At 28.7% G+C, this 14,061-nt stretch carries 12 protein-coding genes; 6 read left to right on the top strand and 6 right to left on the bottom strand.

What is annotated here, in order from left to right; translation table 11 throughout:
* The 3 genes from JYG23_RS10400 (at position 1) to JYG23_RS10390 (ending at position 1,733) form a co-directional block, all read left to right on the top strand.
* On the top strand, positions 1-441 hold the full coding sequence (locus JYG23_RS10400; protein ID WP_207235612.1) for a GyrI-like domain-containing protein: 441 nt from the start codon (positions 1-3) through the stop codon (positions 439-441).
* Positions 442-688: 247 nt separating this feature from the next.
* Entirely contained in the window at positions 689-1,129 is a 441-nt protein-coding gene (locus tag JYG23_RS10395; protein WP_207235611.1) for a GNAT family N-acetyltransferase, read from the top strand.
* Between the two features lie 43 nt (positions 1,130-1,172).
* Positions 1,173-1,733, top strand: a complete 561-nt coding sequence (locus JYG23_RS10390) for a GNAT family N-acetyltransferase (RefSeq protein ID WP_242631558.1) — start codon at positions 1,173-1,175, stop codon at positions 1,731-1,733.
* 155 nt (positions 1,734-1,888) lie between these two features.
* On the opposite strand, the gene JYG23_RS10385 is transcribed toward JYG23_RS10390, so the two are convergent.
* The 3 genes from JYG23_RS10385 to JYG23_RS10375 form a co-directional block, all read right to left on the bottom strand.
* Positions 1,889-3,427 carry an ABC-F family ATP-binding cassette domain-containing protein gene (locus tag JYG23_RS10385; protein WP_207235610.1) on the bottom strand — a complete coding sequence of 513 codons (1,539 nt, stop codon included), beginning with the start codon at positions 3,425-3,427 and terminating at the stop codon, positions 1,889-1,891.
* A 428-nt stretch (positions 3,428-3,855) separates the two neighbouring features.
* A complete protein-coding gene (locus JYG23_RS10380; protein WP_207235609.1) occupies positions 3,856-5,436 on the bottom strand; it encodes a peptide chain release factor 3 in 1,581 nt (526 codons plus the stop codon).
* A 248-nt stretch (positions 5,437-5,684) separates the two neighbouring features.
* Positions 5,685-6,233, bottom strand: coding sequence for a M23 family metallopeptidase (locus JYG23_RS10375; protein ID WP_207235608.1), 549 nt, complete (start codon positions 6,231-6,233; stop codon positions 5,685-5,687).
* Positions 6,234-6,387: 154 nt separating this feature from the next.
* Here JYG23_RS10375 and JYG23_RS10370 point away from each other — a divergent pair, with 154 nt between their 5' ends.
* Positions 6,388-6,684, top strand: a complete 297-nt coding sequence (locus tag JYG23_RS10370; protein WP_207235607.1) for a phage holin family protein — start codon at positions 6,388-6,390, stop codon at positions 6,682-6,684.
* Positions 6,685-6,732: 48 nt separating this feature from the next.
* On the opposite strand, the gene JYG23_RS10365 is transcribed toward JYG23_RS10370, so the two are convergent.
* From JYG23_RS10365 to JYG23_RS10355, 3 genes are all read right to left on the bottom strand, one after another.
* Positions 6,733-8,625, bottom strand: a complete 1,893-nt coding sequence (locus tag JYG23_RS10365; RefSeq protein WP_207235606.1) for a glutamine synthetase — start codon at positions 8,623-8,625, stop codon at positions 6,733-6,735.
* A gap of 131 nt (positions 8,626-8,756) precedes the next feature.
* A complete protein-coding gene (locus tag JYG23_RS10360; RefSeq protein ID WP_207235605.1) occupies positions 8,757-9,383 on the bottom strand; it encodes an HAD-IA family hydrolase in 627 nt (208 codons plus the stop codon).
* A 144-nt stretch (positions 9,384-9,527) separates the two neighbouring features.
* The gene (locus tag JYG23_RS10355; RefSeq protein WP_207235604.1) at positions 9,528-10,871 is read right to left on the bottom strand and encodes a sodium:alanine symporter family protein; all 1,344 of its coding nucleotides are present in this window, start codon (positions 10,869-10,871) and stop codon (positions 9,528-9,530) included.
* A gap of 153 nt (positions 10,872-11,024) precedes the next feature.
* Here JYG23_RS10355 and JYG23_RS10350 point away from each other — a divergent pair, with 153 nt between their 5' ends.
* Both JYG23_RS10350 and JYG23_RS10345 read left to right on the top strand, forming a co-directional pair.
* A complete protein-coding gene (locus JYG23_RS10350; protein ID WP_207235603.1) occupies positions 11,025-12,062 on the top strand; it encodes a GerMN domain-containing protein in 1,038 nt (345 codons plus the stop codon).
* A gap of 547 nt (positions 12,063-12,609) precedes the next feature.
* Entirely contained in the window at positions 12,610-13,911 is a 1,302-nt protein-coding gene (locus JYG23_RS10345; protein ID WP_207235602.1) for an S-layer homology domain-containing protein, read from the top strand.
* Positions 13,912-14,061: the final 150 nt, after the last annotated feature.

Raw genomic sequence — 14,061 nt, 5'->3', positions numbered from 1 at the left:
ATGAATTATGAAATTGTAGAATTAAAAGAAAAAATTGTTGTAGGTGTTAGTGCAAAAACATCAAATTCTGACCCGAATATGTGTATGCTAATTGGAGGTCTATGGGAGAAGTTATATCAAGGTGGGTTAAATGCTGTTATAAAAAATAAAGCAAATGAGTATGCTATTGGTTTATATTCTGACTATGAAGGTGACAGTTATTGCGTAACAGCAGGAAATGAAGTATTAAAAGCTGAAAATGATGATTTAAGTGTAAAGATTATACCAGCTGGTAAGTATGCAAAATTTTCAGTGCATGGACATATGGAAAAGGCTGTGGCAAATGCTTGGGAAGAAATATGGAAGATGGATTTAAATAGAAGCTATACAGGAGATTTTGAAGAATATTTAAATGCCGATTTTGACAATGCAGACATAGATATTTACATAGCACTAAAATAAATATAATAGCATAAAATTTAGAGGATTAATGAAGTATAATAACTTTATTAGTCCTTTAATTTTATAGTTATTAAAGCAAATAAATTTTTAAAAATTTAGGAAAAGATATTTATTGCTTAATAGATGAAGCTGTGGTAAAATTTTCATTACAAATCATTAGATTTGCAAAAAAATTTTCAAAGAACAAAATATAAGTTATATTGAAATGAGTGTTAATTTATATATTACAAAAGATTAGGGGGTACTTATGAAGATTAGAAAGATGATAATAAATGATTATGATGGAGTTTATAATTTGTGGATAAATACTCCGGGTATGGGACTGAATAACTTAGATGATTCAAACGAAGGAATTAAAAAATTTTTGTTGAGAAATCCAGAAACTTGCTTTGTTGCTGAAAAAGATAATGTGATTATTGGTGTTATACTTAGCGGACACGATGGTCGTAGAGGATATATATATCATATTGCAGTTGCAATTACAGAACGTGAAAATGGGATAGGCTCAGTACTGTTGGAATCTGCTATGAATGCATTGAAAGTTGAAGGCATAAATAAAGTTGCATTAGTGGTTTTTGCAAAAAATACTATAGGAAATAGTTTTTGGGGAAAAAGAGGATTTACCGTTCGAGAGGATTTGATTTACAGAAATAAAACCATAAACGAACTGACAAGAATTGATACATAAATAGATAAATATAATGTTAGATAAAAAATTATAGGAGAATATTATGGAAAATAAAAATAAGATAATATTTAATAATGAGTTGAGAACAATTACAACAGAACGATTATTGTTAAGAATGTTTAGATCAGAAGATGCTGAGGTTGTAGCTAAATTATGTAATAATTATAATGTAACAAAGAGTACCTTGAATTTACCATATCCTTATTCAATAGAGTGTGCATTAGAATGGTTTGAAAAACATGAAGAAAATTTTGTTGATGATAAATTATATACTTTTGCTATAATTGATAAAAATACTGGTGAATTATTTGGATGTATTTCACTTTCAAATAATAAAGTACATAAAAATGGAGAAATAGGTTACTGGATTGGAGAGGAATATTGGGGTAATGGTTATGCAACAGAAGCAACAAAATCAATGATTGAATTTGCATTTGATGTTCAAGAATACCATCGTGTGATTGCACGTCATTTTGTATCAAATCCAGCATCTGGACGAGTTATGCAAAAGGCAGGAATGAAGTATGAAGGTGAATTTATTGACCATATATACAAAAATGATAAATTTGAAAGTTTAGCAAACTATGCTATAGTTAATAAATAACTATGAATCTTAAATTTATAAAGTGAGATGTCACATTACAGAGATAATAGAACAATTAATGCTAAAGTTGATGAAAGTAAAACAATTTATTTATGAACCGATTTTTTATTTGAGGTGAAATAAAAAAATCGGTTCATTGAATAGTACTTAACAAATTAATCAAACAAATCTTCGATATTTATGATTTTATCAGCAAAATCCTTATAAAATTTTTCTTCGTGAGAAACTAAAATTATACTTCCTTTAAAATCATTAATTGCATTAAGTAAAGCTTCTTTAGTTTCTTTATCAAAATGATTGGTTGGCTCATCCAGTATAAGAAAATTAAATTCTGATAGTAACAATCTACATAGTTTAACTTTTGATTGTTCACCACCGCTTAATGTTGAGATACTCCTAGAAATATGTTCTTCCTTAACTCCATACATTGATAAATTTTTTCTTATTTCTTTTTTATTTAGCATTGGATAACTATTTGAAATTATTTCAAATGGTGTTAGTGTATTATTATTCCAAGATAAATCTTGTTCATAATAAGCAATTTTTACGTTATCAGTAAATTTGAAATCACCAGATATAGAAGGTATTTTACCTACAAGAGTTTTTAAAACAGTAGATTTTCCTATACCATTAAATCCTGTGATTACTAGTTTTTCACCACCCGATACATTAAAATTTAATTTTGGTAGCAAAGGATAATAGTAACCAACTTCAAGATCTTTTACTTCTAATGCTTTGCAAGAAGCAAGTACCTTATTAGAAAATTTGATTTTCGGTTTCTCTACAAATGTTGGCGGAGCTAATCTTTCTACTCTGTCTAATTGCTTTTGCCTACCCATTGCATTTTTACAATTTACTCCTGCTTTGTTTTTATTGATATATGCTTCTGTTCTTTTGATTTCCCTTTGTTGTGTATTATATTGTCTAATATAATCTTCTCTTAAAAATGTTTTTTGTTTTAAAAACTCAGAGTATTTACCATGATATTTCTTTATCGTTCCAAATTCAATGTTGCAAATACCTGTTGATATTTTTTCTAAGAAGTCAAAATCATGTGATACAACAATGAATGTACCTTTGAATGTTGATAAGTAGCTTGCTAACCATTCAACATGTTCTTTATCTAGAAAATTTGTCGGCTCATCTAATAGTAAAACATCTGGGGCAGTTAGTAGTAACTTTGCTAAAATGACCTTTGCTTTTTGTCCCCCACTTAATTTATTAACTAATTTATCAGTACCAATAGCATTTAGTCCAAGTCCTACAACAACCTTATTGATTTCACTGTTAATAGAGTAAAACCCATTTGCATATAAAAATTCTTGGTAGTTTGATGCTTTGACAAGTAAACTTTCATCTCCAGATACTGCACTATTTTGATACAGTTTGTTCATTTCTTTTTCCATTGTATATAATTCTGTAAAAGATGTGTGTAAATATTCTAAGATGGTAATGTTATCTTTAATGTCTGCATATTGGTCAAGACTACCTATTTTAATACTTGATTGCCATTTGATTATTCCTGTGTCGGGGATAACTTCGCCTAACAATATTTTAATTAATGTGCTTTTGCCAGCACCATTTTGACCAACAACTCCAATATGTTCACCCTTATAAAGTTCAAGTGATGCATTCTTGTATAGTGGTTTATCTATAAAACAATGCGATAGGTTTGTAATTTTTAATAAACTCATAATAAATCCTCTTTTCTTTATATAAATTTACAGTCTCAAATATAAGATCTGTTTGTTTGCAAAAAAAGGCAGAAGGTTAAGCATCTTAATATGCTGACCTTCTGCCTTGAAAAACAAAAGGTCATAGACAAAGTATTGATTGTCTATGACCTAATAATTTTAAATATCATTTACATCGATAAAATAATGTACTCAAATAAGCGTATGTTGTTACAATACACTGATAATAAGTATAACATTTATCGATGAAGAATTAGAAAACTGTTATTTTCAAATTAGGCTCTGTACAATACTTCATCATATAAATTTGTGCAGAGCTAAGCATTTTAATAAGTTTAATTGTTTCTATATAAACCATGATATTTACCTTTCATTTAATTGCATAATATATATTATATTACATATGAAAATTAGTTACAAGATAAAATTTAATTTTCCTCATCTGTTACGTTTAAAGCTTCTATAAGCTCTAAATCTTTAACTCTATCTTCAAATGCATTTAGTGCATACATGTTGCTGAACAGGTACACAGGTCTATCAAATCTATCATATACAAGCGTACATCTTGAATTTTCATGTTTTTTAAGGTCAACAGAATCATTGGCTTTAATCCATCTAGCAACTGTGTAATCTAAATTATCCATTCTTATATCTGTGTTATATTCATTTTTAAGTCGATACTCAAAAACCTCAAATTGTAATACACCAACGGCACCGAGTATAACATCATTGAAATCATTTCTGTAAATTTGTATAGTTCCTTCTTGTGCTAACTGCTTAACACCTTTATGAAAGTTTTTACCCTTCAAGGAGTTTACTGGACTAACCCTTCTGAATAACTCGGGAGGAAATGTCGGCAATGGTTCAAAGAATAATTTATCTTTAGAATTTGTTATAGTATCACCAATTTGGTAAGTTCCTGAGTCATATAAACCTATTATGTCACCCGCTATTGCTGTATCAACAATTTCGCGTTCATTAGCCATAAGTTGTGTGGACTGACTAAGCTTAAGCGTTTTGCCTGTTCTTGAAAGAGTAACGTTCATACCTCTTTCAAATGTACCGGAGCATATCCTTACAAAAGCAAGTCTGTCTCTATGAGCAGGGTTCATGTTAGCTTGTATTTTAAATATGAATCCGCTAAAGAAATCATCAGTAGGATTAACTTCACCTGTAGTAGTTTTGCGAGTACCAGGAAATTTAGACATTTTTAGAAAATGGTTTAGAAATGTAGTAACTCCAAAATCTACTAAAGCAGAACCAAAAAATACTGGCGATAATTCACCATTATAAATTTTCGTAATATTAAATTCATTACCTGCTCCATCTAATAAATCAATTTCATTTCTTAAATTAGTAAGGTTCATAGGATCTAAAACACCTTCAAGCATATCACTATAAATACCTTTTTCATCAAGCGTAATAGTTTTCTTTTGTCTATATAGATGTACTTGGTTTTCAAGCCTATCATAAACACCTTCAAACGTGATACCATTTCCAATTGGCCAAGTAATTGCAACTGATGGTAAGCCTAAAACTTCTTCTAATTCTTCCATAAGCTCTAAAGGATCTCGCGCTTGTCTGTCAAGCTTATTTATAAATGTGAATACAGGTATATGTCTCATGCTACAAACAGAAAATAGTTTTTTAGTTTGTGTTTCTATACCTTTTGCAGCATCTATAACCATAACTGCATTATCTACTGATGTTAATATACGATATGTGTCTTCACCAAAGTCATTGTGACCTGGTGTATCCATTATTGATATAATTTTATCATCATACTCAAATTGCATAACAGATGATGTTACTGAAATACCACGTTTTTTTTCGATTTCCATCCAGTCTGATTTTGCAAACTTATCATTTCTTCTTGCTTTTACAGTTCCAGCCTCTCTTATTGCACCACCGTGTAGCAACAGCTTTTCTGTAAGAGTTGTTTTACCAGCATCTGGGTGAGATATAATACCGAAAATGCGGCGTTTTTGTATTTGATCTTGATTTTGCATTTATTTATAATTTCCTTTCTGAAAATGTATTAATTCTAAATTATAATATATTTAAATTTTACATTGGACAATATCCTTTCTAAAATATATAACATGATTATTTAACAATATTATTGTACATTAATTATATAAAAATTAAAATAGTTTTTTTGTAAATACATATAAATTACCTAAAATATTGAATTTAGTTTATTATATCATATTAAAAAAATATGTGTACTTAACAAATCAAGTACACATACTATATTCTAAATTAATTTTTTTGCTAATTTTAATATTAAATCGTTTCCATACCTGTAAAATTCTAGATATTGCATAGTGTTATCTTCAAGTCCTACCTTTTCTTTAACAATTATTTTTGCTTCTTCAAGTGTTAACTCTTTACCAAGATAGATATTATGAGTTTTTAAATATGCAACGGGGTCTATGGCAGTGTTAAGTGTAGTTCTAACCTCGAAGTGAAGATGACTGCCAAAAGTATAGCCCGTGTTGCCTTCTATTCCTATAGGATCACCTTTTTTTACTTTACAGCCCTTTTCAATTAATCTTCTTGATAAATGACAAAAGTAAAGTCTATAACCATCATTAGAATCAATTCTAATATAGTTGCCCCATTCCCATGTTAGATTGGATTTATCGGTAATTATTGTTGATGACATAACAGTTCCATCTAATGGAGAAAGTATTGTTTTATCATCTACACCTACTAAGTCAACACCTTTGTGAAATCTGGTATCTCCATACAAATCTCTCATTCCATAAGGAGAGGAGATTTTATAATTTCCTTTGTATAACATGATTTATCACCTTTTTAGTGTATATATTATAAGTATATTCAAAATGTCGAAAAATGATATAAAAAATAAGTATTATATATTTTATAGTTATATAAATTATGAACATATAATGGACAAGCGCATATCATATAATATATTAAAAGGAGGTTTTTTTATGGAAGCTATCAAAGAATTCATTAAGCCAGAACTATTAATTATAATTCCAGTGTTATATATTATAGGAAAAATATTAAAAAACACTAAATTAATAGCAGACAAGCATATTCCCTTAGCTTTAGGGATTATATCAATTGTTTTATCTACAATATATATTATTGGGAATTCAAATGTTATAGACGCAAAATCGGTATTAGAAAGTATATTTATTGGAATAACACAGGGAATTTTGTGCGCAGGCGTTAGTGTATATGTCAATCAAATTGCTGAAGTGCAACCAAGAAAAAAAGAATAGATTTAAAAAAATAGCCTCATTTAGTTGTTTAAATGAGGCGTTTATTTATTAAAATATATTTCTTTTATATAGAGAGTATAAAAGTCTAATTTCTGTCATTTTTATATTCATAGTTTTTTGTAGTTCGGATGCTTTGTTATAGTTTTTATTGTCAAGTGACTCTATTAGTTGTGTAAAAATGCTTTTTTTATGCATATTGTCTTTCATAAGTTTTGTTTTTAAGTGCAATATATTTTCCCAATTAACAACGTCTAAATCACAATCATTTTCTGTGTGTAATTTAACAAATTTTCTAAGTGTATTAGCATTATTGGATATAATTCTTCCCTTTAACTCATTTACCCATTTATCAAGTGCAACAAGCATAAATGAATTTATTATATCATCAGAAAATACATTTTCATATTTAAGAACATTTTGTTTTATAGTACATTTATTAAATGCATCTAAGTTTTCCCATACAGTTTCAGGAGCTACACCAAATAGTTCTTCTCTTTGCTTTGCTGTATAATGCTCAAAAACATTTTCTTCACATAAGTATTGTCTGTCTTTTTCCAAATATAGTGCATCTTCACCACTAGTTTTTGATATTTCTTTTTCAAGATTAGATGTAGTCATTTTTAATTTTATAACATTAGTAATACCATCAAGCATAGCTTGAAATGATGCTGCCATAACTAAATATGTATTAGAATATGGATTTGGTGAACGCAACTCAAATCTTGTAGCAAGTGGTTTGTCAACGTTTCTTATAACACCAACAAGTACTGACCTATTTCTTGATGGCTCTTCTTTGCTTCCACCCAGTGAAGTAACAATACAAACTGGTGCTTCAAATCCAGGTTTTAGTCTGTTAAAAGCATCATTTGTAGCAGTGACAAATGGGTTTATTACTTCATAGTTTTTAAGTAATCCCATTAACGCACCATAACCAAATTCACTTAAATAATCAAGTTTCATGTCAACTGGTGCAAATATGTTTATAACTTTACCATTAGTTAATTTTATTGCAACACCTAAATGTACGTGCTCTCCGTTACCGGCAACACCTTCCATAGGCTTAGCTTTGAATGATACAATAAGTCCGTTACTTCTAAACATGTCTTCTAATATATCTCTAACTATTATCTCATTGTCTGCAGCTTGTAATGCACTTGAATACTTCCAGTCAATTTCAAGTTGTTCCATAATATGAGTAGCTTTACCATTTGAATCTATTGAGTTGGTTATACCGCCAACCTCTTTATGAGCCATTTCAGGTTCTAATCCATAATTTTCTAATTCTATAATACTTTTTTCTAAAACTGTTCTAACAGTTCCACGTGTTCTTTTCCAATATTGTTCTTTTAATGTTTGAGATGCGCTAAGGGCTTCTAAGTCTGCACTTTGTTCTGGAGATTGTACCCACATCTCAAGTTCAGTAGCGCTTGTTAAAATTATTTTATCAATTTCATCATATTTAAAACCATATTTTCTACATAAATCATCATTATCGTACAATATGTCTCTAATACTATCTTTAAAATTATCTATAGCTCTTTTTAATATAGATCTAGAACAAACTTCCTTGTGATTATGTATCAAGAATGCTGGAATTTTTAGTGTTCCAACAGGTAGTCCATTGCCTTCATATATAAAATCATGATTATAGTCTACAAACCATACGCAGTCTAAATCAGGTTTTAAATCTACTCTTGCATTACTTAAAATTGCAATACCTTGCAGTTCAACGCTCGAGCCATCTGTTTGTATACCAAATTTAAGTAGGTCCTCAAGATCTTCTAGAAAAAGTTTAACAGGAATTTTTTCATCTGTTTCATTTCCACCTATATCTATACCCATAAAAGAGACAAACTGTATTTCAGGATGATCCTTTAGCATTTTTGTTAGGCTGCATTTATCATGGCAGTCTTGTTTAATAGTGTAAATTTTATTTTTCATGTGTTGCCTCCTTGTAAATTGAATTAATTATTACGAATATATCACATATAGAAAAACTATACAATATTTTTTTATAAAAAAAGAGTAAAAAAACGAACTAATTATATAAAATAATAAATAATATTCGTTTATTATATACAAATATCTATTAAATTAGATGGGTCTTTTATTAAATAATCTGGATTATAGCTTAGTAAACTGTCTACAGTGTTGTAACCCCAAGAAACAGACGCAATTTTGATACCGGATTTTTTTGCCGCATTTATATCTCTAATTTCATCACCCACGTACAATACATCTTTTGGGTCTAAGTTATTGTTTTTTATGACTTTTTTAATTATAGATTCTTTACCAAACAATGAAGCGCTAATAACAAAATCAAAGCAATCAATATTATGCTTTTTTAAAAATTCTTCTACATTAGTTTTAGAGTTAGTTGTAATTATTGCAATTTTAACTTTAGCTTCCTTTAAAGTTTGAAGTACACTCTTAAAATTTTGTTTGCAAATATCTACTTCCTTAATTTTTGCACTTAAAAGCTTTTTTCCTCTTTTCAAAATAAAAGGTATTTTATATTTTTTAACTTTTAAGTACGTTATCAATTGCATTGCACTAAGATCCTTTATATTGTTAAGTTCTTCCTTGGTTATATTTTGCATTTTATATTTTTTAGAAAGAATTTGAAAAATATCGAAATTAATTTCTTCTGTATCAGCTAGTGTTCCGTCAAAATCAAAAAGCACGCATTTAAAGTTCATAAATTCTCCCTTTATTGTTAGTGAATTATTTTGTAATTAAATATTATTATATATAATTATTAAGTTATTATACTTTTATAGATTTAATAGTAAATTACAATTGCATTAAAGTTATGTTAAATATTTTCGTATACATAATCCTATTTATTTGAAATACTCGTTTGTTGTTTTACATATAACACCAGATAAACTTATAATAGCAATTAAATTTGGAATTGCCATAAGACCATTTAATGTGTCAGAAATATTCCAAACAAATAATAAATTTGCATTTGATCCTAATACTATTGTACATATAAAAATGAGCTTATAAATATTATTGAATTTAGTTGTTCCTGTAAAATATTCTAAGCATTTTTCACCATAATAGGACCAACTAAGCATAGAAGAAAAGGAAAAAAATAAAATAGAAACTGCTATGGCGTGTGGTGCGAAACTACCAAGCGTAGTAGAGAAAGCTTTTATAGTTAAATCAGCTCCAATTAAGCCACTCGTCCATTCTCCAGAAGAAATAATCACAAGACCTGTTAATGCACAAACTACCATAGTATCTATAAAAACTTCAAATATACCCCATGTTGCTTGTTCTACAGGACTTTTTGTATCAGCCATTGCATGAGCTATTGGTGCACTTCCAAGACCAGCTTCATTTGAAAAAATACCATTAGACATTCCTTTCTTAAACGTTAAACTTATATTAGAACCAACGAACCCACCAATAGCAGAAGTTGGTTTAAAAGCATGTTTAAATATTAAAGATACTGAGTTTGGTATATTGCTTGAGTTGTGTACGAGTACAATTAAACATAAAATTATGTAGAAAAGTGCCATGAATGGTACTATTTTTGCTGTGGTTTTTGCAATTCTTTTTGAATCTCCAATTATAATAAAGGCTACAAGTATGGATACTACAATACCAGAAATAATAGGTTTTATGTTCATAGCGTTGTATAGGGAACTTGATAAAGAGTTGATTTGTGCTATATTGCCTATTCCAAATGTAGCTGAAAATGCAAATACAGAAAAAATAATAGATAACCATTTCATATTAAGACCTTTTTCGATATAGTACATTGGTCCACCGACTTTTTCGCCGTTTTCTTTTTTTTCTCTAAATTTAATGGCAAGTAGGATTTCGGAATATTTTGTCATCATACCAAAAAACGAACTAAATATTATCCAGAACAAAGCTCCTGGTCCACCAATAGCTATTGCTGTAGCGGAGCCGACTATGTTGCCTGTACCAACTGTACCTGCCAAAGCAGTGGTCATTGCTTGAAATGGACTAACTGTGTTATTATTATTTTTTTTAAAAATTGATAAAAAAGTTTTTTTAAATACAAATTTTATTTTTCTTATTTGTAGAAAATTTGTTTTTAAAGTAAAATAGAAGCCTGTTCCAAAAAGTAAAAAAAGCATTACAGGTCCCCAAACAATATTATTTATTGCAATATTGATATCTTCTGCAATACTAAAAAAATTAGTCATGTAAATACCTCACTATACATATTTAATATATTATATTAGTCAGTTATATTAAAATGATATTAAAAAGTGATATATTTAAAAAGATTTTTTCATATATTTGTGTTGAACTTAATATAATTATATATATAGATAACTTAGAGGGGGTAACCAATAGTGAGTATTAAAAAACTAATACATATAGCAATAGTAGTATCGTTAGTTTTAGTGATGTCAGGATGTAGTACTCTTGATATGATGGTAGGATTAAAGGACGAAAACAAACAATTAGAGATATATAATGATGATTTTGCTTTTATTGATGATGATATTTCTGATGAGGAAGTAGTAGATACAATAACTATAAATTCTGATCAGCAAATGAGAAATGTAATAGCTTATTATAAAGATGCAAATAACTTGCTAGTTCCTGTTAAGGCTGAGATACCTTGGGAAGAAGGAATAGCAAAGGCAACATTAAGAAAAATGGTAATTGGGGATGCTATAGAGATAGAATTATCACATTCTGGATTAAAAGGTGTTTTACCTGAAGGAACTGAAATTTTAGGCATGTCAATAGAAGATGGATTGTGTATAGTTGACTTTAATAGTAACATTTTAAATACAACTTCAATGGAAGAAGAAAAACTTATGATGACAGCATTAGCTTATACATTGACAGAATTTGATACAATAGATAGAGTAGAAATTGTTGTTGATGGTCAAGAAATGCAAGTTTTAACATTTGGATATCCAGTGGACGTTGCATTTGAAAGAGAAAATATAAATTTAGTTGGATCAGAAGATGGTGCAAACTATACAGTATATTATAAAACTCCTGAAACAGAAGTTGCAGGATTCTATGTGCCTTTTACATTTACAGCAGATACTGTTGATAATCCGGTAAAAGTTGTAATGGATAAATTATTCAATGGTCCTCCAGAAGAATTAGTAGTACAAAATGAAATACCATATGGAATTACACTTAACAGTGTATCATTAAATCAAGGTGTTGCTGATTTAGATTTAAGCATGGGTGCACTAAATTTAAAACAAGAAGATTATGAAGAATTAAATAAAATAGTAGTATTATGTTTACAACAATTTGGTGAAATAAGCGAAGTGAATTATAGCATAGAAGGAATAACATTTGAAGAAGCTGGATTAAATATAGAGGACTCAGAAGTTAAAGCAGTATTCAATAATTTTAAATAAATATCAATGAAAATAATAAAACCACTTAGTATAATTTGCTAAGTGGTTTTGTCTCTTTGTCAATAGTTAGGGTGAGAATTAAAAAATTCTTACTCTGATAAGGCAAAGCGTAAAGCTTTAAGTATTTTTGTTTGTCAAAAATTGTAAATTTAAAACGAACGATAAAACTTAAAAAATATAAATAATATATATACAATATAATTGTAATAATTATTGTTCCATTTATATGTGTAATTGTTTTTGAATGTGTTTTTAGAAAATTTAGTTTACTTATATCTGGAATTTACATAATATTACTTATTGCTTATATATATTTAAATCATAATTTATGTTTTAAGAAATAATTTTGTGAAATAATATATGTTTTGCCTTTCCCTTTGTAATAAGCCAACTTGCTCAGCCTTACTAACCTTTACTACTACTAATCCACTCAATAAAAAGGGTTGAATTTAATAAAAAAATAATGTAAAATAACATCATACTTAGAAAAATAATGCAATATCCATACTGCAAAAAAAGAATTATATCTAAAATTTGGAGGGTATTAATGAAAAAGACAAAAAAAATAATGCTATTAGTAATGGTTTTAGGGATAGTATTAGCAATGACAGGATGTATGAATATAGAAATGGGTACGGAACTTAATAAAGACGGTTCAGGAGCAATTTCTTTCTCAACAGCAGGATCAAAAGAGATATTTGGTTCAACAGAAGAAATGATGACACAAACAGAAATTGAAGACATTTCTTTAGAGGCAATAGAAGGTAGAGAAGATGTCAAAATAGAAACAACTCCACTATCATATAAAGGCGCAGAAGGTGTAGAATTTATTGGTGAAAAAGTAGAAATAAGGGCAACTAATTTATATAAATTAATTGACGAAGTAGCTGATGACGATACAGCAGAAAATTTTCCAGAACTAATTATAAAAGAAGATGGTATTGTAAGAATAGAAATACCACTTGAAATGGATATGGATTTAGAAGAAGGTAAAGACGAAGAATCTACTTCAGATATGGAGACATTACGTAATTTTAAGTTATATGGTGGTACAATACAATATAAAATAAAAACAGATTGTGAAGTAGTAGCTCATAATGCTGATAAAGTAGAAGATGGTGTATATATTTGGGATATGCTTGAGAGGAGTATGAACAATAATACAGAAACATTTTTTATAGAATTAAAAGATGTCTCAATAGAGGGTTTAGACAATGAAGATAAGAAAGAAGACGAAGTTGAAGATGATAAGAAAATGACAAGACAAGATTTTATAGGTAAATATAAATTAGATAAGAAAGATAAAGATTTTAGGGGTAAAGCATTAGCTGAATTAGGTATATTAAAGGGAACAAATAAAGGGTTAGAATTAGATAAAGAATTGACAAGAGTACAAGGAGCAGTAATGTATGCAAGATTATTAGGTTTAGAAGATGAAATAGCTGCATTTGCTGAAGCAAACCCTGAATATAAATCACCTTTTAAAGACGTACCAGAGTGGGCAGTACCAACAATAAATTACTTATACGAACAAAAGTTAGTGAATGGTATAGGTGAAGGTAAATATGGTGCAGACAAAGATATGACAGAAACACAGTTTGCAACATTAGTATTAAGAGCATTAGGATATAGTGATGCAAATGGTGATTTCAGTTGGGATAAAGCATATCAAGTTATAAAGGAATTAGGGGTATATGCAGGGGATGACGAACCAATAGAAGAATTGCTTGAAGAATTAGAGAAAGAAGAAGGATTTACAAGAAGAGTTATGGCATATATGGCATATAATGCTTTATTCTTTGAAAATAAGGACACAGGTGAGTGTTTAATAGATACATTGGTAAAATAAAGAGAAATTAAAAAGTAGTAGTGTGGAAATAGCAATATTTATTAAAGAAAGAGGTATCAAAATTGGTACCTCTTTTTTTATATATTAGGAAAGTTCTACTTTTAGTATATAAAATACAATAATTGCAAAGGACGAGATGGCTTAAGGGGG

It is taken from the genome of Sedimentibacter sp. zth1 (assembly GCF_017352195.1).
Taxonomy (GTDB): Bacteria; Bacillota; Clostridia; order Tissierellales; family Sedimentibacteraceae; genus UBA1535.
This window is presented reverse-complemented; position numbering and strand designations above follow the sequence as displayed.

Excerpts from the sequence above, each read along its gene's own strand:
- JYG23_RS10385 (WP_207235610.1), bottom strand. The coding sequence starts at position 3,427 with ATGAGTTTATTAAAAATTACAAACCTATCGCATTGTTTTATAGATAAA.
- JYG23_RS10375 (WP_207235608.1), bottom strand. The coding sequence starts at position 6,233 with ATGTTATACAAAGGAAATTATAAAATCTCCTCTCCTTATGGAATGAGA.
- JYG23_RS10345 (WP_207235602.1), top strand. The coding sequence starts at position 12,610 with ATGAAAAAGACAAAAAAAATAATGCTATTAGTAATGGTTTTAGGGATA.
- JYG23_RS10395 (WP_207235611.1), top strand. The coding sequence starts at position 689 with ATGAAGATTAGAAAGATGATAATAAATGATTATGATGGAGTTTATAAT.
- JYG23_RS10355 (WP_207235604.1), bottom strand. The coding sequence starts at position 10,871 with ATGACTAATTTTTTTAGTATTGCAGAAGATATCAATATTGCAATAAAT.
- JYG23_RS10400 (WP_207235612.1), top strand. The coding sequence starts at position 1 with ATGAATTATGAAATTGTAGAATTAAAAGAAAAAATTGTTGTAGGTGTT.
- JYG23_RS10390 (WP_242631558.1), top strand. The coding sequence starts at position 1,173 with ATGGAAAATAAAAATAAGATAATATTTAATAATGAGTTGAGAACAATT.
- JYG23_RS10360 (WP_207235605.1), bottom strand. The coding sequence starts at position 9,383 with ATGAACTTTAAATGCGTGCTTTTTGATTTTGACGGAACACTAGCTGAT.
- JYG23_RS10365 (WP_207235606.1), bottom strand. The coding sequence starts at position 8,625 with ATGAAAAATAAAATTTACACTATTAAACAAGACTGCCATGATAAATGC.
- JYG23_RS10380 (WP_207235609.1), bottom strand. The coding sequence starts at position 5,436 with ATGCAAAATCAAGATCAAATACAAAAACGCCGCATTTTCGGTATTATA.
- JYG23_RS10370 (WP_207235607.1), top strand. The coding sequence starts at position 6,388 with ATGGAAGCTATCAAAGAATTCATTAAGCCAGAACTATTAATTATAATT.